The 23,738-nt window shown below is 41.5% G+C and carries 23 protein-coding genes and 1 riboswitch; of the genes, 15 read left to right on the top strand and 8 right to left on the bottom strand.

Translation table 11 applies throughout. The features are described from left to right. Positions 1-274: 274 nt before the first annotated feature. Entirely contained in the window at positions 275-988 is a 714-nt protein-coding gene (locus CXF81_RS10550; protein WP_101181324.1) for a class I SAM-dependent methyltransferase, read from the top strand. Between the two features lie 198 nt (positions 989-1,186). Continuing rightward, the gene (nadE, locus tag CXF81_RS10555; protein WP_101181325.1) at positions 1,187-3,067 is read left to right on the top strand and encodes an NAD(+) synthase; all 1,881 of its coding nucleotides are present in this window, start codon (positions 1,187-1,189) and stop codon (positions 3,065-3,067) included. A gap of 78 nt (positions 3,068-3,145) precedes the next feature. On the opposite strand, the gene CXF81_RS10560 is transcribed toward nadE, so the two are convergent. The 5 genes from CXF81_RS10560 to CXF81_RS10580 all read right to left on the bottom strand — a co-directional run bounded on the left by CXF81_RS10560 (position 3,146) and on the right by CXF81_RS10580 (position 8,787). Continuing rightward, on the bottom strand, positions 3,146-3,538 hold the full coding sequence (locus tag CXF81_RS10560; RefSeq protein WP_101181326.1) for a TerB family tellurite resistance protein: 393 nt from the start codon (positions 3,536-3,538) through the stop codon (positions 3,146-3,148). A gap of 138 nt (positions 3,539-3,676) precedes the next feature. Then, entirely contained in the window at positions 3,677-4,558 is an 882-nt protein-coding gene (locus CXF81_RS10565) for a WYL domain-containing protein (protein WP_101181327.1), read from the bottom strand. 365 nt (positions 4,559-4,923) lie between these two features. After that, on the bottom strand, positions 4,924-5,820 hold the full coding sequence (locus tag CXF81_RS10570; protein WP_101181328.1) for a histone deacetylase: 897 nt from the start codon (positions 5,818-5,820) through the stop codon (positions 4,924-4,926). 130 nt (positions 5,821-5,950) lie between these two features. Beyond that, a complete protein-coding gene (locus CXF81_RS10575; RefSeq protein WP_101181329.1) occupies positions 5,951-8,260 on the bottom strand; it encodes a bifunctional diguanylate cyclase/phosphodiesterase in 2,310 nt (769 codons plus the stop codon). A 356-nt stretch (positions 8,261-8,616) separates the two neighbouring features. Then, positions 8,617-8,787: a hypothetical protein gene (locus tag CXF81_RS10580; RefSeq protein ID WP_198556380.1), complete on the bottom strand. Its 171-nt coding sequence runs from the start codon at positions 8,785-8,787 to the stop codon at positions 8,617-8,619. Between the two features lie 315 nt (positions 8,788-9,102). Here CXF81_RS10580 and CXF81_RS10585 point away from each other — a divergent pair, with 315 nt between their 5' ends. Both CXF81_RS10585 and CXF81_RS10590 read left to right on the top strand, forming a co-directional pair. Beyond that, on the top strand, positions 9,103-9,645 hold the full coding sequence (locus tag CXF81_RS10585) for a PH domain-containing protein (protein ID WP_101181330.1): 543 nt from the start codon (positions 9,103-9,105) through the stop codon (positions 9,643-9,645). Next, the gene (locus tag CXF81_RS10590) at positions 9,638-11,218 is read left to right on the top strand and encodes a PH domain-containing protein (RefSeq protein WP_101181331.1); all 1,581 of its coding nucleotides are present in this window, start codon (positions 9,638-9,640) and stop codon (positions 11,216-11,218) included. The genes CXF81_RS10585 and CXF81_RS10590 overlap by 8 nt, the downstream gene beginning before the upstream one ends. Before the next feature lie 7 nt (positions 11,219-11,225). Here CXF81_RS10590 and CXF81_RS10595 read toward each other — a convergent pair whose 3' ends face one another. Next, positions 11,226-11,660, bottom strand: coding sequence for a MarR family winged helix-turn-helix transcriptional regulator (locus CXF81_RS10595; protein WP_101181332.1), 435 nt, complete (start codon positions 11,658-11,660; stop codon positions 11,226-11,228). A 112-nt stretch (positions 11,661-11,772) separates the two neighbouring features. On the opposite strand from CXF81_RS10595, the gene CXF81_RS10600 reads away from it, so the two are divergent. The 5 genes from CXF81_RS10600 to CXF81_RS20690 all read left to right on the top strand — a co-directional run bounded on the left by CXF81_RS10600 (position 11,773) and on the right by CXF81_RS20690 (position 16,058). Then, entirely contained in the window at positions 11,773-12,201 is a 429-nt protein-coding gene (locus tag CXF81_RS10600; RefSeq protein WP_101181333.1) for an organic hydroperoxide resistance protein, read from the top strand. A gap of 383 nt (positions 12,202-12,584) precedes the next feature. Beyond that, positions 12,585-13,208 (top strand): hypothetical protein, encoded by a 624-nt coding sequence (locus CXF81_RS10605; protein WP_101181334.1) that lies wholly within the window; start codon positions 12,585-12,587, stop codon positions 13,206-13,208. A 144-nt stretch (positions 13,209-13,352) separates the two neighbouring features. Further along, complete coding sequence (locus CXF81_RS10610; RefSeq protein WP_101181335.1) at positions 13,353-13,721, top strand: hypothetical protein; 369 nt, start codon at positions 13,353-13,355, stop codon at positions 13,719-13,721. A 286-nt stretch (positions 13,722-14,007) separates the two neighbouring features. Continuing rightward, positions 14,008-15,939: a S9 family peptidase gene (locus CXF81_RS10615; protein WP_101181336.1), complete on the top strand. Its 1,932-nt coding sequence runs from the start codon at positions 14,008-14,010 to the stop codon at positions 15,937-15,939. Between the two features lie 44 nt (positions 15,940-15,983). Beyond that, the gene (locus CXF81_RS20690; RefSeq protein WP_369828685.1) at positions 15,984-16,058 is read left to right on the top strand and encodes a PEP-CTERM sorting domain-containing protein; all 75 of its coding nucleotides are present in this window, start codon (positions 15,984-15,986) and stop codon (positions 16,056-16,058) included. 242 nt (positions 16,059-16,300) lie between these two features. Here CXF81_RS20690 and CXF81_RS10630 read toward each other — a convergent pair whose 3' ends face one another. Together CXF81_RS10630 and CXF81_RS20495 are read right to left on the bottom strand one after the other, a co-directional pair. Continuing rightward, the gene (locus CXF81_RS10630) at positions 16,301-17,764 is read right to left on the bottom strand and encodes a carbon starvation protein A (RefSeq protein WP_101181337.1); all 1,464 of its coding nucleotides are present in this window, start codon (positions 17,762-17,764) and stop codon (positions 16,301-16,303) included. 258 nt (positions 17,765-18,022) lie between these two features. Then, a complete protein-coding gene (locus tag CXF81_RS20495) occupies positions 18,023-18,157 on the bottom strand; it encodes a hypothetical protein (protein WP_255409438.1) in 135 nt (44 codons plus the stop codon). 929 nt (positions 18,158-19,086) lie between these two features. Then, positions 19,087-19,198, top strand: a riboswitch (TPP riboswitch). Between the two features lie 67 nt (positions 19,199-19,265). Between CXF81_RS20495 and thiD the strand changes: the two genes are divergently transcribed. From thiD to CXF81_RS10660, 6 genes are read left to right on the top strand one after another with little or no spacing between them, the layout of a single operon-like run. Continuing rightward, positions 19,266-20,096: a bifunctional hydroxymethylpyrimidine kinase/phosphomethylpyrimidine kinase gene (thiD, locus tag CXF81_RS10635; protein WP_101181499.1), complete on the top strand. Its 831-nt coding sequence runs from the start codon at positions 19,266-19,268 to the stop codon at positions 20,094-20,096. Next, positions 20,093-21,112: an FAD-dependent oxidoreductase gene (locus tag CXF81_RS10640; protein WP_101181338.1), complete on the top strand. Its 1,020-nt coding sequence runs from the start codon at positions 20,093-20,095 to the stop codon at positions 21,110-21,112. Before thiD ends, CXF81_RS10640 begins: the two co-directional genes overlap by 4 nt. A gap of 12 nt (positions 21,113-21,124) precedes the next feature. Beyond that, positions 21,125-21,325, top strand: a complete 201-nt coding sequence (thiS, locus tag CXF81_RS10645) for a sulfur carrier protein ThiS (protein WP_101181339.1) — start codon at positions 21,125-21,127, stop codon at positions 21,323-21,325. 1 nt (position 21,326) lies between these two features. Continuing rightward, positions 21,327-22,100, top strand: coding sequence for a thiazole synthase (locus CXF81_RS10650; protein WP_101181340.1), 774 nt, complete (start codon positions 21,327-21,329; stop codon positions 22,098-22,100). Positions 22,101-22,107: 7 nt separating this feature from the next. Then, complete coding sequence (locus tag CXF81_RS10655) at positions 22,108-22,725, top strand: thiamine phosphate synthase (RefSeq protein ID WP_101181341.1); 618 nt, start codon at positions 22,108-22,110, stop codon at positions 22,723-22,725. After that, positions 22,698-23,735, top strand: a complete 1,038-nt coding sequence (locus CXF81_RS10660; RefSeq protein WP_232771887.1) for a HesA/MoeB/ThiF family protein — start codon at positions 22,698-22,700, stop codon at positions 23,733-23,735. Before CXF81_RS10655 ends, CXF81_RS10660 begins: the two co-directional genes overlap by 28 nt. Positions 23,736-23,738: the final 3 nt, after the last annotated feature.

A 23,738-nucleotide genomic window follows, 5' to 3' on the forward strand; every position in this document is an offset into this window, starting at 1 on the left:
CATTGAAAGTAAAACAGCGCGAGTTGAGATTTTTGGCCGGGCATCGGCAAGCTTGTGCACTGGGTTTTGTTTCCATCGATGCGGTTCTATAACATGGTCGTTCCTAAAATTTTGCGTGTGGATCAGAATAGTAATTTAGTGCTAAAAGAAAGGTAAGTAAGTCATCAGCAAACTGATCTCTAGGCTCCAGCCCTGCGTAAAATATCCTTATTATCATCACGATAAAGAGCAAAACTGAACGTGATGAAACAGGCTTAAAATTTAAGGTACTTTTATGTTCATTAACATTCTTATCACTCTGACATTGGTTCTGGCACCCACTCAAATCCAAGCAGATATTAATAACAATGAACCCTATTACCAAATAGGTGAGCCTAGTCGCGATGGTATCGGTAAATTTTATATGGGCCGAGAAATATCCCATGTTATGGGGCATCTTGGTGCTGGTTGGCTCGAGCGTCCCAAACGCGAGCGCGAGGAGGGCACTGATTTGTTACTCCAAAACTTATCTTTAAAGGCGACAGATTATGTCGTCGACCTAGGCGCTGGTACCGGTTACTTTAGTTTCCCTATGGCTTTGCAATTAACAGCGGGCAGAGTACTGGCCGTCGATATAGCGCCTGAAATGCTCAAACTCATCGAGCAGCGAAAATCAGCCGACGGAGTTGAAAATATTGATGTCATACTGGCCAGTGAACGCTCTCCTAATATTCCAGATGCAAGTGTTGACGTGGTGTTACTGGTCGATGCTTACCATGAGTTTTCGTATCCGCGCGAGGTGATGGCTGGAGTAGTTAAAGGCTTAAAGCAGGGCGGCCGGGTGATACTGGTTGAATACCGCGGTGAGGACAGTAGTGTTCCGATCAAGCGTCTACATAAAATGACACAACTACAAGCTAAAAAAGAAATGAGCGCGGTCGGCTTGAAATGGTTACGTACCGACGACTATTTGCCGCAGCAGCACGTCATGATATTTACCAAAATATAAGGCTCATTTTCATTTTTTAATTCAGAGGAACAGGTCTTAATGGAAACGCTACTTTCGCTTAATTTTATGAGTGAGTCATTTTCGGCATTATTTAACGAATAAAATCATTCTCAATGCTACCGAGAGTTCACTCTTATTAGCGCTTTTGTCTGTTTGCTCTGGGTGCCTAGCCGTTGTTGTTAATTAAGGAAAGACAGCATGAATTATCAACAAAAAATGAAGCGTCTGAGCATTGCCATGGTTCAAATGGCTATCGCAAATGATCCCATGGAAAATGCAATAAATTTTCTTTCTAAGGTCAGGGAAGCCGTCGCGGAAGGCGCTGACGTGGTAGTTGGCTCAGAAATGATGCTTAGTCAGTATGTCAGCGGTGACAGGTATGAAGATGATACTTTCGTTGCGGAAATGATCAAAGCTTCACAATTTATTATCGCAGAATCTACATCAATAGATGCGGTACTTTTATACGGCGGAATTGCTTGTGATAGCGACGGCATTGTAGGTGAAGACGGTCGCATTCGTAAGTATAACGCTGCATTTGTTGTGCAAGCCGGAGAACTGGTTTGGAATGCAAACAAAAGCCTTCGATTTGCCGTTAAATCGCTGATGCCAAACTATCGAATCTTTGATGATTCTCGGCATTTTTATGACTTACGAAAGTTAGCAGCAGAACGGATTGCACCGTTGTCTGAGCTGCAACAACCATTTCTGGTTACTATCCACGGTACTGTGTATAGCCTAGGCGTCATGCTTTGTGAAGATATGTGGGATATTGATTACGCTCAAAAACCAGCTCGAACACTCAAGCAAAACGGTGCTGAAGTACTAATAAACCTATCTTGTTCCAATTGGAGCTGGCGTAAGAATGCGAAACGTGATCAAGTGATCGCTAATATCTGTCAGCAAACGGGTTTATGGTTTGTGTACGTAAACAACGTTGGCTGCCAAAACAATGGCAAAAATTTTATCTCTTTTGATGGCGCTTCGACTATCTATAACCCGATTGGGGAAGTCGTTGCACTTGCCAATAATTATCAGCATGAAACAAACGTCGCTGCGCTTGATAGTCAGCGCGCTTCGCTTACTCGTCACGACCCATCTGATATTGCACAAATGTTTAAAGCCATTGAAGTCGCAAGTACGGGCTTTCTTGCGACCTTGCCAACGAGCGCACAAGAAAAAGTGATTATTGGGGTTAGTGGCGGCATGGATTCAGCTTTGTCTGTCGCATTCTTTGCTCACTTAATGGGGGCGAATAAAGTGCTGGGAGTAAACATGCCGTATAAACACTATAATGCAGCTGAAACGAAAGATGATGCTGCCCAAATGTGTCGTCGTCTTAATGTTGAGTACCGAGTTGTGCCTATTGACACCATTGTTGACGCTACTTGTGTGTTGACTGATATTAAAGTGGGTACCAGTCAGCACAAAACTGCTCAGGCTGTAGCGCGAATGAATGTGCTCTCGGCGTTAGCTTCACAGGCCGATGGTTTTTTCACTTGTAATGCCAATTGGACTGAAATTGCGTTTGGCTATGGTACGCTAAATGGTGATATGAGAGGCACGTTCTCACCGTGGATGAACTGCCTTAAGCAAGACGTTTATCGCCTAGGTGACTACCTAAACCGTGAAGTGTATGGTCGCGAAGTTATCCTTCAGTCTATTATAGACCGTCCTCCAATGGATGAGTTGGCAGAGGCAGGAAGCGGTGCACGCAGTGATCCTTTTGACTATGGAAACTTAAGGCAAAATGGTTATCACGATCAGATGGTGCGAGCAGTGGTCGCGTTTAGGTATAGCGCTGAATGGTTTGTTGAGCAGTATTTAAACGGTTCGTTGGAACAAAAGCTGCAACTGTCAAAGGGCAGGCTTAATATGCTTTTTCCGACATCACAAGCGTGGCTCGAAGACTTGGAACGCTGCTTTTCGCTCTTTCATGCAGCCGTATTTAAACGAGTCCAGAGTGTTCCCGGTCCAACGGTTGATAAACGCAGCTTTGGTTGGGACTTCAGAGAAAGTATTCTTGAACGGGTTGAGACGACTCGTTACAAAGCCTTGGTGCGTAACCTGAGAGCTTAGAGTACATGAATCAGACTGGTTTGGTCTTGAAGGTTAACGTATGAGCTCATGATGGGCTACTTTAAAACTATTAAATATTTACGTAACCAGACCTTTGGCCAGCACTCTGTTAGCCAATAATGCAAGTAACTCAACTTCTCGTTCGCTGCGTTCACCGTCTATTTTAGTGATTGCCATTGCCACTTCCAACGAACGTGCTGCATCTATGTTTAACTCATCAGATAATGAACGGACATAGTCGTGAGCCGCCATATCGTCAATGGCTTCGCGAGCTTGATGAATAACATCGTTAACATAAGCTTGTTTTGAAATCCCACTATGCCAAGGCATACTCTCTAGAAGTTCATCAAAGTAATCTTGCTCAGTCAACGTTACTTTACCGTCAATTTGATACAGCAAAACAGTTAACTTGATCAAAGCTTCGTTGTGGAGTTGATGTTGTCTAGTATCTAATTGATGTAGTTCAGACATAATTCCTACCTTTGGGAAGTGAATGCGAGTTTATAATTTATAGAGACCCAAATTGTTTAAGTAAAGTTCCAAAAAAGTACAAGGTTATTAAAATAAACTCGTTATTTGGCTGAATTTGCGGTCATGTATTTACTTAATTTAAATTGAATAGCCAGGAGCCAACGTCGGATTTTCAATACGCTGCAGGACATCGATGTTCTCAAGTGCAAGCTGACATCCTTGTCCTCTAATTCGATGTCCTTCAGAGCAATCTACTTGCCACTGCCTTAATATGTAAGCAGCAAGAGCGGCTCTTGTTGTCATTATCTTTTTACCTTCGTGCATTGCAAAGTCCATCTCGATAGCCAGAGGATTCTCAATACTTGGGTGAGGAACAATGACTAAGTTAACAATTTGATTGAATTGAACGTCAGCACTGACCAGTTGATGAGGCAATATTTCTTCATCCGAGCTGATAATATCTGTAAAGCGGGTACACACAAAATCTCTAAAACCTTGGTTTTTGCAATCGTAACCGCGCACATGCCAGCGATGCCCATTATTTATCATCGTGTGCGGAATAAACAGTCTGACTGATTTACCTGAAGAAACCGATACATAGCCAACTTCGCATGCTGTTTGATTATGAATACCCCGCATCAAAGCAGCAATAATGCTGCTGTCAGGATGGATGAGTTGAACGGCATCAAAGCATTGTTCCGATGGCTGCGTTGCATTTGAAATACCATTACCAAAACCACGACTGAGTGATTGCAAAATAATATCTGGTTGATATCTAAATAGTGCCACAAATGCAGCGGTCCGGTAGTATTGTTTGGTCGAATGGTCGAGCACTAAGTTGGTACTTGCTAACTCGCGATAAGCTGCAAAGTCTCTAGTGCACGCGGCTAATCCAGTTTGAAAACGATTAACCAAATCATTGCGTGTTATATGCCCAAAAAAATGCAGGCAGAAGTCGATGAACGCCAATCGTTCTCTTTGTGCATGGGGCATTTCGTTTATGATTTCGGTGGTGTTCACTCTATTCAATCTCCGTTAACTGCATTTGTCGCAACATCGTTTTTTATGTGTAAGCGAAGAGCGTAGAATAGTGTATAAATGACCAGTGTGCAATCAAAATGATTGCTTCATCGATGCTGCTTTGCCAATGAAATTGCAAATATAGCGACCCCTCATTTTACAAAATTAGTGGTTTGATATTCAGATTGAGGCGGTAAATGCACCTAAACCGTTTACAGCAAATAAAACAAGGATAAATAATGAAATTCGACAATCTTATGGGATGGAAATTGTGACTAAAATTGCAGAACGCGCTGATATTGAAATCACAAGTCAACTAGGTTCAGATGGTTACACAACGACATTCAGCCTACCTTAATGCTGGATTAAAAAACGCCAGCAGCTTTAAATAACTGCATATGAACGTTCACTAACGCATCAATATCACGCTGATAACCGCCGCCAATGACGGCTGCAATCGGAAGACCTTGTTTTTCACATTGTGCAAACACAAACTGGTCGCGCGCTAATACACCTTCGGTAGTTATATTTAAGTGCCCAAGATCGTCATCAATATGCACATCAACTCCGGCATCGTAAATAACCGCATCGGGTTGAAAGTAGGTTATTGCCATTTGCCAAGCTTGTTCAACGGTTGCTAAAAATTCGTCATCACCGGTGCCTTTTGCTAAGCCAAAGTCTAAATCAGATACTTGTTTGCGATGTGGGAAGTTTTTTTCACCATGAATGGAAACGGTATAAACGGCATTATTGTTAGCCGCTAATTTGGCTGTTCCATCGCCTTGATGGACATCACAATCAAACACTAAAACCTTATCAATACTTTTTGATTGCAGCATATTAAGCGCAGCAAGGTATAAATCGTTGACCATACAAAAGCCCGAACCAAAGTTAGCAAAAGCATGATGATAGCCACCAGTCAGGTTTAGTGCTTTGCCATGCTCTAACGCCAATGACGACGTGAGTACGGTACCAGCGGCCGCTGTTAGTGTGCGTTCAATCAGTTGTTTGGACCATGGAAAACCAATGCGTCGCATTGCCTTTTGATCAAGTTCACCCGAACACAGTTGCTTAATATACAGCGGGTCGTAGATACGTGATATGGCATTAATGTTTAGCTGTTCTGGCTCATAAAAACAGTCACTGGAAACGTTTTCTCGTAGCAACGCATCTTTAATGCCTTGATACTTTTGAATAGGGAAACGATGCCGAACGGGTAAGTCGAGTTGACTATAAATGGGATGAAAAACAAGATGCGGCATCAAGACTCCGTGCAAGTACAAAAAAACGATCAATATTTCAGCATAAACGAATAGACTACGCAATAAGTTTGCTTTTAATTTATCTGACTAAGGGGAAATACCAGAAAGTATTTTGGTAAAAACATGTACGTTAATATTGGTAGTCTTGGAACCATTGTACGAAGCTAGCGGCATTGACTGGGCGACAAATATGGTAACCCTGCGCCCACTCGCAACCATAGTCGATTAGTAGATTAAGCGATTCTTGGTTTTCAACGCCCTCTGCAACTATTTCCATATTAAATTGGTGACCTAGTTGAATCACGCTTTTAACGATATTTTGGTCCGAGGCGAGCTCATTTAATTTCAAAATAAAGCTTTTATCTATTTTTAAAATATCCGCAGGTAATCGGCTCAAATAAGACAAGGATGAATAGCCGGTGCCAAAGTCATCAATGGCAATTTTAAATCCGGCCTCGCGCATGAGAGCTAGCTGTTGAACTGCTTTACCTAAATCTTTAACAAGCTGGCCCTCTGTCATTTCAAACGATAAGACGCAGGTAGGCAGTTCATATGCGTGCAGCAGCGACATTATGTTTGGCAATAACTCAGGATTCATCACATCTTGGGCTGAAATATTAATCGCTACGTTTACTTCAATTCCTTGTGCCCTGAAGCTCTGGATATCGTGAATAGCTTGCTGATATACCCACGCTGTTACTTCACCGATGAACCCAGCATGTTCTGCCACCTCAATAAAGTCCTCCGGCGACACAAACCCAAGTTTGGCGTTATTCCATCTAATAAGCGCTTCAACAGAGCTTACTTTTTTATGTGTTAAGTCTAATTTGGGTTGATAAAACAGCGCCAATTCACCCTGAGTATTGGATAGTTCTTTTTTCAATTCAGTAATAATGGATAAGCGTCGTGTATATTTTTCTTCTAACTCAGCGCTGAAATGTAAAATAAACTGGCGAGTCATTTGAGCTTCATCAATCACGATATTCATACGTCTAAACAACTCACTTGGCGAGTGAGTCTCTAGTGGGCAATTGATAACGCCAATAGCAACCGTCATCGGAATGCTCAAATCACCACTAATCACATGGCCATCCAATCGGTTCTTTAATTGTATAAGCTCATCTTCAGTCAATATATGGTCTGGGATCCAGAGTAATTCGCCGCCGGTCAAACGTGCCGACAGTCCGCCTAAATTAATGACTCGTTGGGCTAATTCTTGCAGACAACGATCGCCATTGTGGTAACCAAAAGTATCATTAACGCCTCTAAATCCAAATATGTTGATACCAATGGCTTGGAAGCTCTCCTGGCGGTTAAATTTTTTGCTTAATAGTGTCTCTGCATGATTACGATTGTATAGCGTTGTTAGCACATCGTGTTGCGCCTGATAGATAACTTTGTGTTCCCTGTCTTTTACATTATCTTGCATGGTATCAAATGCGTGGGAAAGCATACTCAGTTCAGATGAATGCCAATCAACATCAATTTTTTCATCGTAGATACCGGCTGAAATGTTTTTTGCATGGATCGTCAATGACTGTATAGGTTTAACCAATTTTCTGGAAAACAATGCGCCTAAGAATATGGCCATAATTACAGCAATAATAGCAATTAGGCCAATGCTCGTTTGCAGTGAAATAAAGTCAGAAAAAACCGTTTTAATATCATTACTCAGCATAATGTCTATTTTTAAACGTTCTTTTTTTAGCAAGTTAAAAGAGGTTGAAATAAGTTTACTGTCTGAAGAATACGCTAAAAGTGGAAGGAACAATGCGTCAGTGTTTTCAATTTGAATATTCTGGCTGTATTGGTCTGGCTTTAATGTACTTATTTGGTATGCGTTATTGCCGTCGATATACACAATAACAGTGGTTTCAAGCTGCGTAATTTGCTTCAGTTGTTCGATAAGTGCTTGGTCAATCTCAAAGCCCATTAAAGCAACGGCAATTGAGCGCGGTGCTTTAACATTTGAAAACAGCACTTGATATAGTTTATCGTCCAGCGACAATATTGAGGTGGAGTTGCCATTTAATTGTGCTGAATCGATGAGTTCGGGGTAAATAAAAGGCGTTTGCGCGGTTATGAGTTCCGGCACACTGGTGATTGTAATCGCATCAAGTGAAAACAAGGCCATAAGATCGGCATTTATGCGCTCACCTTGATTTGAAAGGGCGCTGTCAATGGTTCGCTTATCTCTACTTGCAACCGCATCCTTAAAGCCAAAGTCGTTAGTCAATACGCTAACTGAACTGGTTAATTGTTCATGTCGATTTTGTAGGACTTGGGTCAGTACATTACGTGCAACGGCTAAGTCATTTTTCAGTCGAGACGCTGCTTGCTCACTAGTTGATTTCCAAACGAACAATACCAGTACAAGCGTCGTTAGAACGACGACCCCAATGATGAGATTGTTGATGCGTTGATTTAAAGATTGCTGCATTACTTAGTCACCAACTTTTTTCCTAAACCCAGTTTCAATTTCTGGCTTTTTGATATCCAAGCCAAATGGCAGCGTTGTGCGTTGGTTCTCAATATTGCTACGCAACGGCATTATTACTCGTTATGTTTGCATAGGCGATAGTTAAGAGTGCCAAAGATTGATCTTTAACCAAGATATAGGATACCAAATTGCTTAGCGAGTTTAGAGTAATGCATTATAACTAGGTATTAACGTACATACTCAATCGAAAGTAAAAAGGCAATTGTGTGAATATGTTGGTGTTCAATTACGTCTATGCAGACGGTTAATTAACCGCCCCAGCCAAATGATTATTACTCCTTTAGGGCAAGACTTATTCAACCGATACTCTGGATCTCGTCTGAATGAATAGTGTCGATCGTGCTACTAATTGCATCACTCACATCGACAACTTCTTGCTTACCATCAACAGTCATATCGATGCTGTAGTCATTAGTTTCTTTAATTTGATGAGCTAGGCGCGCAAGTTTTTGTAACGGTAATAGCATTTTACTGTTAAGCCATAACAAATAGTCATTTGGAAACGTTTTCTCACCAATAGATTTGAAAGAAATCAGTGTGCCATGTTATTGGACAAAGCATTGAGGTTATCGGTTACCGCTTCGCTGTAGATGTCTTGATATGAAAGGGTATAGATAAACAACAAAATTGCTCGTTTAAAGGTTAATTCGGCGTAATAAATGACTAACCGTCGCATATAGTTAATAATAGCCAAAGTGATAATTAAACAAATCAAAGAACTCAATCATACTTGCATCGCATCATTGGGGTTGCCTACAAATGAAGTCAGTAAAGGATAAAAAATGAGTATTGAACTTAGGTCAAATCAACAAGTTGAACTATCAGGAACATGCAAAGTTGAAGATATGGTATTGCATTCCTTGTCACCTAAGTATCGCAGTTTGAATATTATTATATCCTTAGTTATTGGCTTTGTAATGGTGGCAATTATTCTATTGTTGGCAATTCAGCCGTTGTTTTCAATGCCACAAAAATATCTCGATTACTACTATATTGCGGTTATGGCCATTACATTTTTAACGCTGTGGTCTGTTTTACATAGCTACTTCGCTGACCCCAAAAAGAAGTATGCGATCCGCGAGTTTGATGTGCATTTTCAATCGGGCTTACTCTTTTCTAGCACTGTTAGTCAGCCAATTATGCGTATTCAACACATTGAAATTGAACGCGGCCCCATAGAGCGCAGTGCTGGTTTAGCTACTTTGCAAGTATACAGTGCAGGTGGCGCTAATCATGCGTTTGAAATCCCTGGCCTGGTTTATGAAAAAGCGATTGAGCTGCGTCAATTTATTTTGAACCACAAGGATGTTAGTCAAAATGGATAATAGTGACTTTTCTCAGAATAATGAGGATAGCCAGCAAGTTGCTGAACTTCAAAACGGAGAATGGAACAAACTGTCTCCTATCAGCATTGTTTACTTTGCTGTGCGCTCGATTTTTGATTTTGCGACCACGTTTTTTTACTTAATACCCGTTCTAGCCATCAACTTTAATAAGATAAAAGAACAACCGCTTATCATTGTTGTTGTGGCGGCTTGTATTTTAATCATATTCATTGTGATGGGGGTGCTTAACTACTGGTTTTATCGATTTAGAGTAGGTAGTGACAGAATAGAAATCAAACAAGGGATTTTTAAGAAGTCGCATATTGATTTGCCCTTTGCTCGAATTCAGAATGTTAAGTTGTCGCAACCGCTTTATTACCGCATCAATGATTATTCTTGCATCGAGCTAGATACCGCAGGTAGTGCAAAACAAGAAGCTAAAATTGTGGCGCTAAAAACTGATTTAGCGAAACAATTTCGTATAAAGATTCTAGAGACAGCGACTGAATCAAAAAGTGATGCTTTTTCTTCCATTGCTTCTGCTGACGCCGGCGCTGCTTCAAACGAAGTGATTTTGAACCACCGTAGTATGCGTGATTTAGTTATTCACGGCTTAACGAATAATCGTATCTGGATTTTTTTGGGTGCCCTAGCACCATTTTATGGTTCTATATCGGACTTTTTGTCTCAATTTTTTGAATCGATAGGTTTTGATGCTGAGGCGTATTTTAGTATAGAAACCCAAGCTTGGTGGGAGTTCGGCTTGCATGTTTTGTCGGTTGCTATGCTAATCATGCTAGTCGTCGTTTCGTTTTCAGTTGTAGGCGCTATTTTGATGTTTTACAAATACACATTGAGTAAAACTAAGGATCGCTATATTCGTCGCTCAGGTTTGCTAACTAAGCATGAAGTGAGTATGAAGCTTAGCCGTATTCAAATAATGGTGCAAGCACAAGACTGGCTTGATGTATTACTTGGTAGAGTTAACCTGTCCTTCGAACAGAATACTTCTGGCGTAGCTAATGCGAATAAGTCAGATGGGCAAATGTCGAATAAGCTGCTTGTTCCATCTGTCACCATCCCCGAGTCCTTGGCTTTAATGAAAAACGCGATGCCCTCCCAAACCCTAGCTGAACAGGTATTTAAGCCAATTTCTAAACGTTATATATTGCGTGGATTGTTATTGATTGCGCTGCCAGTCGGCGGATTACTTTTTACCGCGATATTTAGAAACGATCTTTATGTTGCTGCGAGTGTGGCTTGTTCTGCATTTGTATTCATCGGCGCCATATTGGTCATACGATGGAAGCGTTGGGGGTACAGTTATGACAAAGAATATTTTTACATTAGGAGGGGGCTTTTTGGTGTTAATTATTATTGCTTTCCAATGTATAAAGTACAGCAAGCTCAATTTAAACAAAGTATATTCATTCGTCCCTATCAATTGGCAAGCTTAAAAGTCGTGTTGGCTTCAGGTGCAAAGCTGGTTCCCTATATGCCGGCATCAGACGTTAAGAACATAATAAATTGCATTCTAGATCAACTCGTCATCGACAAGCGTTCTTGGATGTGAACGCTGTCTAAACGCGTAAATCACTGACTACTAAATCGAGTAATTGCCTGAGTTTAACTGCCTGTTCGCTGTCGATACTTTCAAACTTGTAGCCGATCTCATTTGGAATGTTGACCGCTTCCAGCTTTAAGGCTTGTCCCTGTTTTGTCAGTTGCACAAGCCGTTTACGCTTATCTTTCTCGTCCTTAATTATTTCTAATAAGCGTTTGTCGGCCATTTTCTTCAAAATTTGAGTCATAGCACCGCCATCAATGGCCGTTTTTTCGAGCAGTTCTGCAATCGTGATTTTGTCTTGCTCCCACAGTGCCATCATCACGATATATTGTGTATAGGTTATATTGAGACCATTCAGTGGCTCTCGATAGGCACGAACAATACTGTTTGACGCCATATACAAACGGTGACAAAGCTGATTTTTGAGTTTTAATTGATTAAACGACATAACTTACTCCTTGACGCGACATATTAATTTGCATGCAAAGTATTTGCAATCAGTATTTTTTTCCTATATTATTTTGCGTACAAACTAAATAATAACTAATTTGGAATTTTATATGAATGTATTACAAAACGTAGCGTACACAGCGAAAGCAACCGCAACTGGCGGTCGTCAAGGCACAGCAAAGTCTGATGATGGCCGTTTAGACCTGACATTATCAACTCCACAGGGCTTGGGCGGCGACGACGGTCAGGGTACTAATCCTGAGCAATTATTCGCAGCAGGCTATGCGGCTTGTTTTATTGGCGCACTCAAGGTTGTTGCGGGGCAAGAAAAACGCAGTTTACCTAGCGATACCCACATTGATTCAGAAGTGTCTATTGGTGCCATCGAAGGTGGTTTTGGTATTGCGGTTAAGCTAGCTGTGTCATTAGGTGATATGGACAAAGACGAGGCAATGGCAATGGTAGAAAAAGCTCACCAAGTATGCCCTTACTCAAATGCGACTCGTGGCAACATTGAAGTGACTTTGTCGGTAATTTAATACGCTAGGTTATATCGATAATAAAGCACGCATTCTGGATACAGGCTGCGTGCTTTTTTTTACAGAGTCTGAGGTTCGTCATGGCAACATGCCACTGTTGTTAAATGTGCTGAAAAGCACAAAATGGCTTTGACACAGTTGAATATAAAATGGGATGATCTAGCCCAATACTTGCAGTGAGCTTAAGTGCAAAGTAAAATGCACCACAAGGGACCAGCAGCGAAGAGTAAGTCCTATGTGCGGCTGTGTAATGACCTACAATTAGTGAGTAGAGCACGTAAATGTGAAGAAGCTTAGCTTCAAAAAAATGCCTTTAGGTTTACTCACTTTCAACCTAACCCAACAGTAATAAATAAACCAATCGACATGGATATTTGTAAAAAATGCTAGATAAAAAGTACTACAACCTGAATGAACTGGACACGCTATTTCAAATATCAATTGCGGACATTAGTTACGCAGTTGAAAAAAAAGACCTAGGGTTGGTCTTTTACAGGCAAGCAACCAAGTACCTAATAGGGTCACTTTCAAATAGAAAGTTTGTGTCTATTGGCTCTGCCACTTATGAAGGGTTAATAAAACTTGATAAAAAGACCTCACTAGAGGTCATTAAGCAAAAAAGCATCACTGTAGATAGAGCGCTGTTGTTGCAGATGGAAAATATTAAGGATTGGAGCGGTGATTATCCATTTAACTGCGAGCTTCCGAGCTCTCGCTTAAATGCGTGGGCACCCGAGGAACCACATATTCTTGGAGGAGATAAAATTCTCGCCTTCCCATATCCAAAAGAAAAGGAAAATCCGTTTAAAAGCACGACTGAGTCTTCAGCGTCTGTGACCGATGCAATAGATGACTCAAATAAGCAGACCGACAGTGCTGATAAAAACAGTAAGCAGCAAGCTGATTTTATCCTAGACTTTCCTAAGATTGAATTAGCGCTAAAGGACGCTTGTATTTTGTCTTCAAAATTAATTGAGTTGTTTCCATCAAAAGTGAGTGGCACTTAGGATTATAGTAAGCTTCGATTTTGTCTATTCATAAATGAGACTGTTTGAGCAAATTAGGGTAGGCGAGGTGGAGACTAAAAGTGTCTAGCAAGTTTACGGGTTATTTTGGTCAAGAAGTGAGAAATCAAATTAAATAGGAATAGTATGGAATTGTTGATTATGTTGAGTGGCCTAATAGTCTCAATTATTATTGCTTTACTGGTGAAGAAAACCCTTTCGTTCATCTTTAAAGGTTCAGAAGATAAAATGATAAGTCAGATTAAGAAAGAAGTTAAACAGTGGGATATTTTCGCGAGTGCCTTAATTGACGACATAGAGCCACTTTGTTATACGCAATGCAAAGTAATGTTTTCTGGCGGTCGGTTTTCAACCATAAAGAGTCCCTCAGGCTCTAATTCAAGTTCTTATCAAATTGAATATTGGGAAGTAAAAACTAGTGATAAGTTGGATGCACTGTATGTCGCAAAAGCGATTCATGATTGGGCACAAAATAGACCTAGCGTTAATAAATAAACAAAAAATCGTCTTCACCTAGCAACCAGCGAAATCGATCCCTGTTGCATCCAACAGCGATGTGTTTTATTCTTTCTGTTCATTTTTTCATCTTTCACCATTGGTGGATCATAAGGTGCAAATGATGAATGGCGCCAGCTTAGCTTGTATAATTATATGCTAGTCCATGCCTTGATATTATGTAGTAGTTGGCTCACCCATAGCCAACTTTCGTCAACTCGACAGGATGTGTTTCGACAAGGACTTGTTTCGGGAAATCGTGTCATTTATTAGATAAGAGTATTTTATGCGACTATTGTTTAGCCTCTATTTTTTACTATCATTTTCTGTGTTTGCCACTGAGCCCAAAGTTCCTTTAGAAGCCTATGGCGGGATCCCTAATAAAAGCATGTTCACTATTTCCAATGACGGTACGCGTATTGCTTATCGTGAGGTCGTAAATAATACCGACATAATGACTATTATGGACATTGTTAATGGTGGCGTTGTAGGTCGAGTTGATATTGGTAGCGTGCGCCCCGACAGTGCCTATTTTGTCGATAACGATACGCTTATTCTGGTAGTCGTGGATGGTCACAGACGCTTTGCAGGTTACCGAGGGCGCCACGATGTAAGCGCTGCCTATGCATTTAATATAAAAGACAATAACTTGCATCAAATGCTGCAACCCGGTTATGGCATTTTTCCGGGGCAAAGCAATATAGGACGAATTGTAGGCGTATCCAAAGATAAAAAGTATGCTTACATGCCCGCTTATAAAAACCTTGGCTCGTTCGACTTGTATAAAGTCACCTTAGGCAAAAAGCGTAAACCACGTGTTGTATCGCGTGGGAAAAAAGACACTATCGACTTCTTTATAGGTAACAACGACGAGGTCGTTGCCCGCGAACGTTACAACAACGAGACCAATTTACACCTGATTGAATCCAGAATTGATGATCAATGGGTAACTGTGTTCAGTGAAACGACACCGATCATTAACGTCGGTTTTAACGGCATAACGCCTGATATGAAACATCTTGTTATGCGGGCTAATAATGACAACACAAACCGAAAGGCTTATTACACATTGGCATTAAGTGATGGCAAAATAGAAGGCCCTATTTTTGAGCGTGCAGACAAAGACGCAGAGTCATTGATAACGGATATTAATCGAGTAGTCCATGGCGTGACTTATTCTGGTTTTACGCCCACGTATGAATTTTTCGACAAAACACTAAATGCGAAAATGCGTGGTATTGAAAAAGCCATGCCAAACAATACCTTTCGACTTACAGACTTCTCTGACAACTTATCAAATATGATTTTTTTAATGGAAGGCGAAATGTCAGCCGGAAACTACATACTATACACGCGAGGTGAACTCAGCATGCTCGCTAGCGCGCGCCCCGATATACCAGCAGAAAGTGTTCATAATGTCACTGAATATAGTTATAACGCGAGAGATGAACTGGCTATTCCGTCGTTATTGACCCTTCCTAATCATAAAGAAGCAAAAGCCTTGCCTGCGATCATGCTGCCGCACGGTGGCCCAGAATCTTATGACAGAAATAGCTTTGATTGGTTAGCGCAATATTTTGCCAACCAAGGCTATGCTGTTATTCAGCCGCAGTATAGAGGATCAAGTGGCTTTGGTGCTGAACACTTATTGGCAGGGCGAGGAGAATGGGGTCGCAAAATGCAAGACGATTTAACCGATGCGGTAGCTGACCTTGCCACAAAAGGCATTATCGACAAAGATAGAGTATGTATTGTTGGCGCCAGCTATGGTGGCTACGCAGCTCTCGCTGGTGCTGCTTTCACGCCTGATGTATATCGCTGCATTGTAGCGATTAATGGCGTATCCGATATTGAAGTTATGCTCAAAAGAGAACGCCGAGAGGCGGGAGATGATCACTGGGTGGTTTCATATTGGGAAGAAGTCATTGCACAAGGCGATGTCGAAAAATCTCTTCTTAAGGCAATATCGCCTATTAATCATGTGCAGCACATTACCAGTCCCATCCTTCTTATTCACGGCGAAAACGATAAAGTCGTTAACATCGAACAATCTGAGGATATGTTTGAGGCTTTAAAAGATGCCAATAAACCGGTGCAGTTTATAGAGCTTGACAAAGGCGACCATTATCTAAGTAACAACAACAATCGACTGCAAACTTTAGGTGCTATAGAGCAGTTTTTGAAAATTAATCTGCCGGCTGAGAACGGAGTTCCTTAGCCAGGCTGTTAGTTTGCGAAAACGCCACACCAACACCAGTTGTCGTGCCTGAACCATCAACCCTAGCAATGTTTGTATTGGGTGCACTTGGCCTCGCATCGCGCAGATTCAAAATGTAAAGAAACACGACTTACGAGCTACGCACCTGTTTTATAACAGGTGCTTTTTTTTGCTTATAAAGCAGTGATAGCAAGGGAATGTGGTTTAACATTATTTAGAGTCTGTGGAAGACTTAGCCGATGACATTATTGTTCTTGATAGCGGCAAGTACCGATGGCACATTAGAGATCGTTCGCCGTTACACAGTACCGGTATTTGAAACAGATCGGCCGGGTTATAGTCCATACTTTACTCGCTTGTGCTAAGCAGCGGGTGTCTTGTGTCTGCTATGCGCCAGTACCAGCAATACCAAACCAATCACCGCCACGACAGCGCCAATGGGTTTACCAAAGTCAGACGACAAATGAAAGCCAATGGCCGCAGTCATAATATATGAAACCGTCACAGCGGTAGCGATCACGGCCGGAATACTGGCAATCCAATGAAAGGTACCCCGGTCAAATAGGTATTTAGTGGCTAGCCACAATACGCTAGTAGATAACAACATATTAGAAAAGGCGAAATAACGCCAAATCACGGTGAAATCCAGCTTAGTCATAAAATAAGCAATGGTAAGAATGGGCACGGCTAACAACATACGGTTACGTAAACTTTGCGGAATATTAAACGCATCAACCATCGTTAAACGCAGTGAACGAAAAGCCGTATCGCCAGATGTGATGGGGAACACAGCAACAGCAATAATCGCCATAATGCCGCCAAATACACCGAGGTAACTGTTGGCAATATGGTTAACCACTAACCCTGGCCCGCCTGCATCGAGCATGATTTTAAGTTCAGCATAGCCATCAGGGAAAGCAGCAATGCCCGCCAAGGCCCAAACACAAGCCACTGCACCTTCACATACCATGGCGCCGTAATACACCGGGCGCACATATTTTTCGTTTGTTAGGCACCGGGCAATGATTGGCGCTTGGGTGGAGTGAAAACCACTGATGGCCCCGCATGTAATCGTGATAAATAGCAACGGCCAAATAGGTAACCCATCCGGATTCGGTTCTAGAAAATCATGAGCATGATCGGCAGTAAAATAAGCTAAAAAATCCCCAGTAACGGGTAAATGTGGCGCGTTGATCAGCAGAGATATGGCGATAAGAGAGGTCATTACTATCATCAAACCACCAAAGATTGGGTAAAATTTAGTGATGATTTTATCTATGGGTAATAAAGTGGCTAAAAAGTAATAACCCAAAATCACTAATACCCAAAAGGTATTATTAGCCAAAAAAGTGTCTTTAAAATAATCCAGGTTACTCAACAAACCGGCAGGGCTCATGATAAACACCACCCCAACAAAAAACAGCAACATGGCGGTAAATATCAACATAAAAGCTTTGAACACTACGTTGTAATAATGCCCAGCGATTTCGGGTAGGCTTTTACCGTCCTCTTTGACGCTCATTACACCAGAGAAATAATCGTGAACGGCGCCGCCTAAAACGTTGCCTAGCACGATCCATACTAAGGCAATGGGGCCATAAAGTGCGCCTAAAATAGGCCCAAAAATAGGCCCAACACCAGCAATATTTAAAAACTGAATTAAAAAAGCTTTAACCGGATGAATAGCCACATAGTCGACGCCTTCGCTGAAGCGAGTTTGCGGGGTGGCGGCAGTGGTGTCGATCCCAGCTTGTTTTTCAACAAATGGGCTATAAAACTTATAGCCTAGGATCAATATAGTGATACAGATAAAAAAGATGATCATAACAACGCGTATCTCTGTTCAGAGTAATTTAAAAAGGAGCGCGACAAAAGCACTCCACCATTCCATCCATGAATATGTTTAATAGATTAACAGAACGTTAATTTACGGCACAGATAGTAACAAACTAGGCCACAACAAAAAATGCATAACACGGATTATTACTCTCGACTAATTGCAGAAAAAGTAACTAATGAGGATTTATGCACAACAATTGCTCATTGATAAAACAAGTACTGTTTTTATATACAAATTTGCATGTTATTCAGGGCCTATATATCGGTCAAGCTCTCTGGCCTTTAGATAACCGTGAGCTTGCTCTTTCTCAAGGTTATGCTCATCTGTTGGTGATACTCGTTTTTTATATGTAAAGTCGATTATGTTCGTGACTATCATTAGACCTGCAGTTTGTGTGCGAGTGTATTAATGTGTGAAACTGAAACGTCTTGCACACTGCGATTTATCCAACCTAGACTGTCTCAAAACTTCGTAAAGTTTGGAACTGAGAAAATCCAAAGCCCAATTATTATAATAATTCGATAAATTAATGTTTGGAACTTAGAGCTTATGGATAAGCGAACTAGCCGGAATGGAAGAAAGCGGACAGTAAGCGCTTTTTATTGAATTACTGCGCAATGCCATTTGCCAACGTCGCAAGATGATCTGATGACGGTCTCAAATGGGCAGTTAAGCGACATTGAGTTTATACAAACTACTTCCGTTTTGAGCGAATTATATTTGTACGATTGAATAAAATGTTACTGGAACGTGATCTCTTATAGGAGCCGTTGACTGATTTTGGTTAAAGACAAAAAATGCCTGATTGCTGACATAAGCTTTTGTTATTTTCAGCGCCTATGTTCGACTATGAAAAACCTGCGGCGAAGTTAAATTAAATTAGACTGACAGGCAGTTCCGAGAGAATTGCCGTCATTCGGCTAGATTAGCTTTACCAAACGAAAGCGCGATTGAAGTGGATGTTCGAAACATGAAGATATCAATAATTAAAAGTGCTAACTCTAACACTTAAAAATCTATTAATTTCTAACTTGAATTTTCATTATTACTACATTCTCTTCATCTTCTTCTGTCACCATTGGCACTTCATATATTCAAACGAAGCGGGCTCGTCATCATATTTGTTTGGTGTATATAACTAAGTAATAAAGTGACGTGTGAATATCCAGACAAAATTATTTACAGGAGTAAAAATATGAAATATAGCCACCTACTTATCATCTTCAATATCGCTCTTTAAACCTTGTCGCAGAAATTACTTCTATAAGTGAACTTGTCAACACTGTCCATTTGCTTTATCTTTATCCAATATTCCGTCGGGGTGCTTAAGTTTTATTTCTTAGGCTGAGAGATGCATGGCATTAACCCGGTGAACCTGATCCAATTAGCATTGGCGTAGGGAACGGAAGCAATCTAGTGCCACTGTGTGTATTATTTTTGCCTCTATTCTTTGCCATGTGCGTAACTTTGGTAACAAATAGTGGCTATGCAGTTCAATCATTCTACTCCTATCGCATTAACTATTGCTGGCTCAGACAGTAGTGGTGGGGCGGGTATTCAAGCTGATTTAAAAACCTTTTCTGCTAACGATGTGTATGGTGCAAGTGTAATCACAGCGGTTACTGCACAAAATACGCTTTGTGTCAGCGCAGTTCATCCTATTCCCATTAGCATTGTAGTGGCTCAAATATCATCTGTGTTGAACGACCTTGATGTGCAAGCGATTAAAATTGGTATGTTGTTTTCACCCGCTTTAGTAAAAGCTGTTGCAGAATCAATCAAAGATTTTAAAGGTATTGTTGTACTGGACCCAGTAATGATTGCTAAATCGGGAGATATATTGCTACAACAAAGTGCCGTTGATGCGTTGTTGTCAGAGTTGATCCCTTACGTAGATTTGTTAACTCCCAATTATCCAGAAGCTGAGGTTTTACTTGGCTTGCAGACAAACACTATTGAAGATAAAAAGCCTAGCTTGCAAGAGTATGCAAAAGCTATGCTTTCACTAGGTCCCAAGCATGTTTTGTTAAAAGGCGGACATGGTAACAAAGATGTTTGTAGCGATATTTTAGTCGGGCAGAATCTAAACACGTCTATTTTTGAAGCCCCTCGAATAGCCACTAAAAATACCCACGGCACCGGTTGTACTTACTCGTCTAGTATTACTGCGCACTTGGCTAAAGGCTACACAATGGAAAAGGCTGTCGAGATGTCTCATACCTACTTACACCAAGCCATTATGAATGCAGACACTCTGCAAGTCGGTAAAGGTCATGGTCCAGTGCATCACTTCTATAAAAGTTGGCACACAAAATGAGCAAAAACGCATCCACACAAAATAAAGTAATAGTTGTAGGCGCAGGCGTTGCAGGTTTATGTGTAGCAAGTGAATTATTGGACAACGGCTTTATTACGACTGTGATTGACCGCCAATCTAAACCTGGCCCAAAATCATGTTCTTGGTGGGCTGGAGGAATGCTCGCGCCATTTTGTGAATCAGAAAGTGCAGAACCGTCTGTGCTCAAATTTGGTCAGTTTGCAGCCACGTGGTGGCAGGAAAAAACCGGGCTAGTCAGACAAAACGGGTCTTTGGTAATAGCAAACAATAGAGATCATGCTGATTTACAGCGTTTCGCTAAGCTCACACAAAATCATGTTAGCTTAAATCAACAACAAGTTTCTGCATTGGAGCCAGATCTCGATGGACGCTTTGTTAGAGGTTTATATTATCAAAGTGAAGCGCACCTTTCGCCACGGGATGCTTTAAACAAACTGCGCGAAAACTTGTTGATTAGAGGAGCGAAATTTCTTACCCAACAGGTTGATCCTCAAGAGCTTGGTAAACAGCATTTGGTTATCGATTGTCGAGGAATAAAGGCAAAATCCAGCACAAAGGGTTTGCGCGGTGTAAAGGGAGAAATGCTTATATTGCGTTGCCCCGATATTAACTTGCAGCGACCTATTCGCTTGCTCCACCCTCGAATTCCTTTGTACATTGTACCTCGTGGAAACAACGTATATATGATTGGCGCCACAATGATAGAAAGCGGCGCAAGAAAATATGCTACGGCGCGTTCGGTGATGGAGTTATTGAGCGCCGCTTATGCGGTAAGTCCATCTTTTGGTGAAGCAGAAATTTTAGAAATCGGTGTTGATAGTCGGCCCGCATTTAGTGACAACCTGCCAAAGGTGCGTCATCAGGGCAACGTAATCACGGCTAATGGTTTATATAGGCATGGTTTTTTACTCGCCCCAACGCTAGCCAAAATGGTAACTCAATACCTTGTTGATGAAGTTGAACCCGAGTGGTTTGAATCCTCATTGTCCAACTAAAAGGTAACTTATATGAAACAAATACACGTTAATAGTGAGCAGGTGAATTGTGAGTCACTTAATTTGGCCGAGCTATTAAATGAACTCGGTTATGCCGGTGCAATCGTCGCTACAGCCGTTAATGGACAGTTCGTAGCGCAAACAAATCGTCAACAGCTCGTCATTAAAACGGGTGACCAAGTTGAAGTATTAGCGCCCATGCAAGGAGGTTAATATGCGAAATTTCTATGGCGTCGAACTCGATACCCCTTTTATGTTAGGAACTGCGCAATATCCTTCGCCTCAAATTTTGACAGATGCATTTACACGCAGCCGAGCAAGTGTGGCGACAGTATCGTTAAGAAGAGAAGCCAGCAGCGATAAGGCAGGGCAATATTTTTGGCAACTTATTCAAAATTTAAACGTCAAGGTGCTACCCAATACAGCGGGCTGCCACAGTGTTAAAGAAGCGGTAACTACCGCTCATATGGCAAGAGAGATATTTTCAACAAACTGGATAAAATTAGAAGTGATTGGCGAGGAGGATACGCTGCACCCCGACGTTTTCGCTTTAGTCGAGGCGACTCGCATTTTAATTGAAGACGGTTTCGATGTGTTTCCCTATACCACTGAAGATTTGGTTGTTGCCGATCGTTTAGTGAACTTGGGTTGCAAAGTATTGATGCCATGGGGTGCGCCTATTGGATCGGGAATGGGGCTTAATAACGTATTTGGTTTAAGAGCGTTGCGGGCGCACTTTCCTGATATAGCAATGGTTATCGATGCAGGAATAGGCTTACCTAGTCAAGCAACGCAAGCGATGGAACTAGGAATGGACGCCATTTTACTTAATACCGCTGTGGCTAAAGCAGGAGACCCCGCCCAAATGGCAGAAGCTTTTGCATGTGCAATTTATGCAGGTCAACTCGCCGAAGCTGCTTGCCCTATGTTACCCAGAGATATGGCTAGCCCGTCTACCCCAGTGTTAGGTAAGGGCTTTTTGGAATGAATTATTAATGTCAGATTTAAGCCGATTTTATCCAATTTTTGATAATAGTGACTGGTTAGAGCGTTTAGTACCATTGGGTATCAAAATGGTTCAACTGCGCATAAAAGATAAGAGTCAAGAATATATTCGTGCAGAAATATTAAAGGCACAAAAAGTATGTGAGAAATATGACTGCACATTAATCATTAACGACTATTGGCAACTCGCAATCGAACTAGATTGCAAATGGGTACACCTTGGTCAGGAGGATTTGGACATCGCTAATATTGATGTTATTAAAAATGCAGGTATGAAATTAGGTGTGTCTACACATGACAAAGAAGAGTTACAAAGAGCGGTACAACTCAAACCCGATTACATTGCATTAGGTCCTGTTTACCCCACTATTTTAAAAAAGATGAAATGGTATCAACAAGGTTTAGGTAGAGTAACTGAGTGGAAAAGCACGCTTGGCAACATCCCTTTAGTGGCCATTGGTGGGATGTCTGTACAAAGAGCGGACGGGGCATTTACAGCGGGTGCCGATATTGTTGCAGCAGTTACCGATGTTACTTTGCATCCTGACCCTGAACAACGAATTGCAGAGTGGATTGCAGCATGTCATCAAGATCCCAAAAAGATATGAGCACTAATCGTTATGAGCGTCAGCAGTGTTTGCCCGAGATAGGGGTACACGGACAGCAAGTATTTCGCACGACTAAAGTACTCGTGGTTGGTGCGGGTGGCTTGGGCAATGGCGTATTACCTTACTTAGTCGGAGCTGGACTTAAACATATCGTACTAGTTGACCCCGATGTAGTGTCGCTTTCTAATCTTCATCGGCAAGTTTTGTATAAAGAGTCGGATGTTGGCTTCACCAAAGTAGAATGCGCAAAACGCGAGTTAAACGCACTTAACCATGAATGCTATATTGAGACACACTTCAAACGCTTAACATCCGCTAATGTAGCCCAATTATGCGACGGTATCGATTTAGTGCTTGATTGTGCCGATAATTTTGCAGTGAGCTATGTATTGTCAGACTATTGTTTAGCCCATAACGTGAGCTTGGTGTCTGCTTCGGTGCTGGGTTTTGAGGGGTATGTAGGCGGTTTCTGTGGTGGTAAGCCATCGTTAAGGGCGTTATTTCCTGAGTTACCACAACGCGCTCAAAACTGTTCTTCAGCGGGGATTATGGGCCCTGTAGTTGGCATGTTAGCAAGCGTCCAAGCGCAATACGCCCTCAATATATTACTTAAACTGACACCATCTCCACTAGGCCAGTTATACTCAATTGACTTACGCTTGTTAAAACACCGTAGCTTTCGTTTTGATGATGCTCAAGAGCCACCTATCGATAAGTGTCTGTCTTTTATTGATGTATCAGCAATATGTAGGGATGACTGGGTGCTCGACTTACGTAGTTTGGCGACAACCAATAGTGATGACGCAAATGCCGCTACTTCTATACGCAACAAGGCCGTTCATCATTTAAGTATTGATGAATTTTGTAAGATCAGACCGACTCCAAAAAACCAACAAAATGCAGTAATTGTTTGCAAAACCGGGTTAACAGCATGGCGCGCTGCTCGGCTCTTGCAACAATATTGGAGTGGTGATATTCGCCTAATTGCATTGGGCGAAGACCCTCTTTAATGA

The organism is Glaciecola sp. 33A, assembly GCF_002836745.1.
Lineage (GTDB): Bacteria > Pseudomonadota > Gammaproteobacteria > Enterobacterales > Alteromonadaceae > Glaciecola.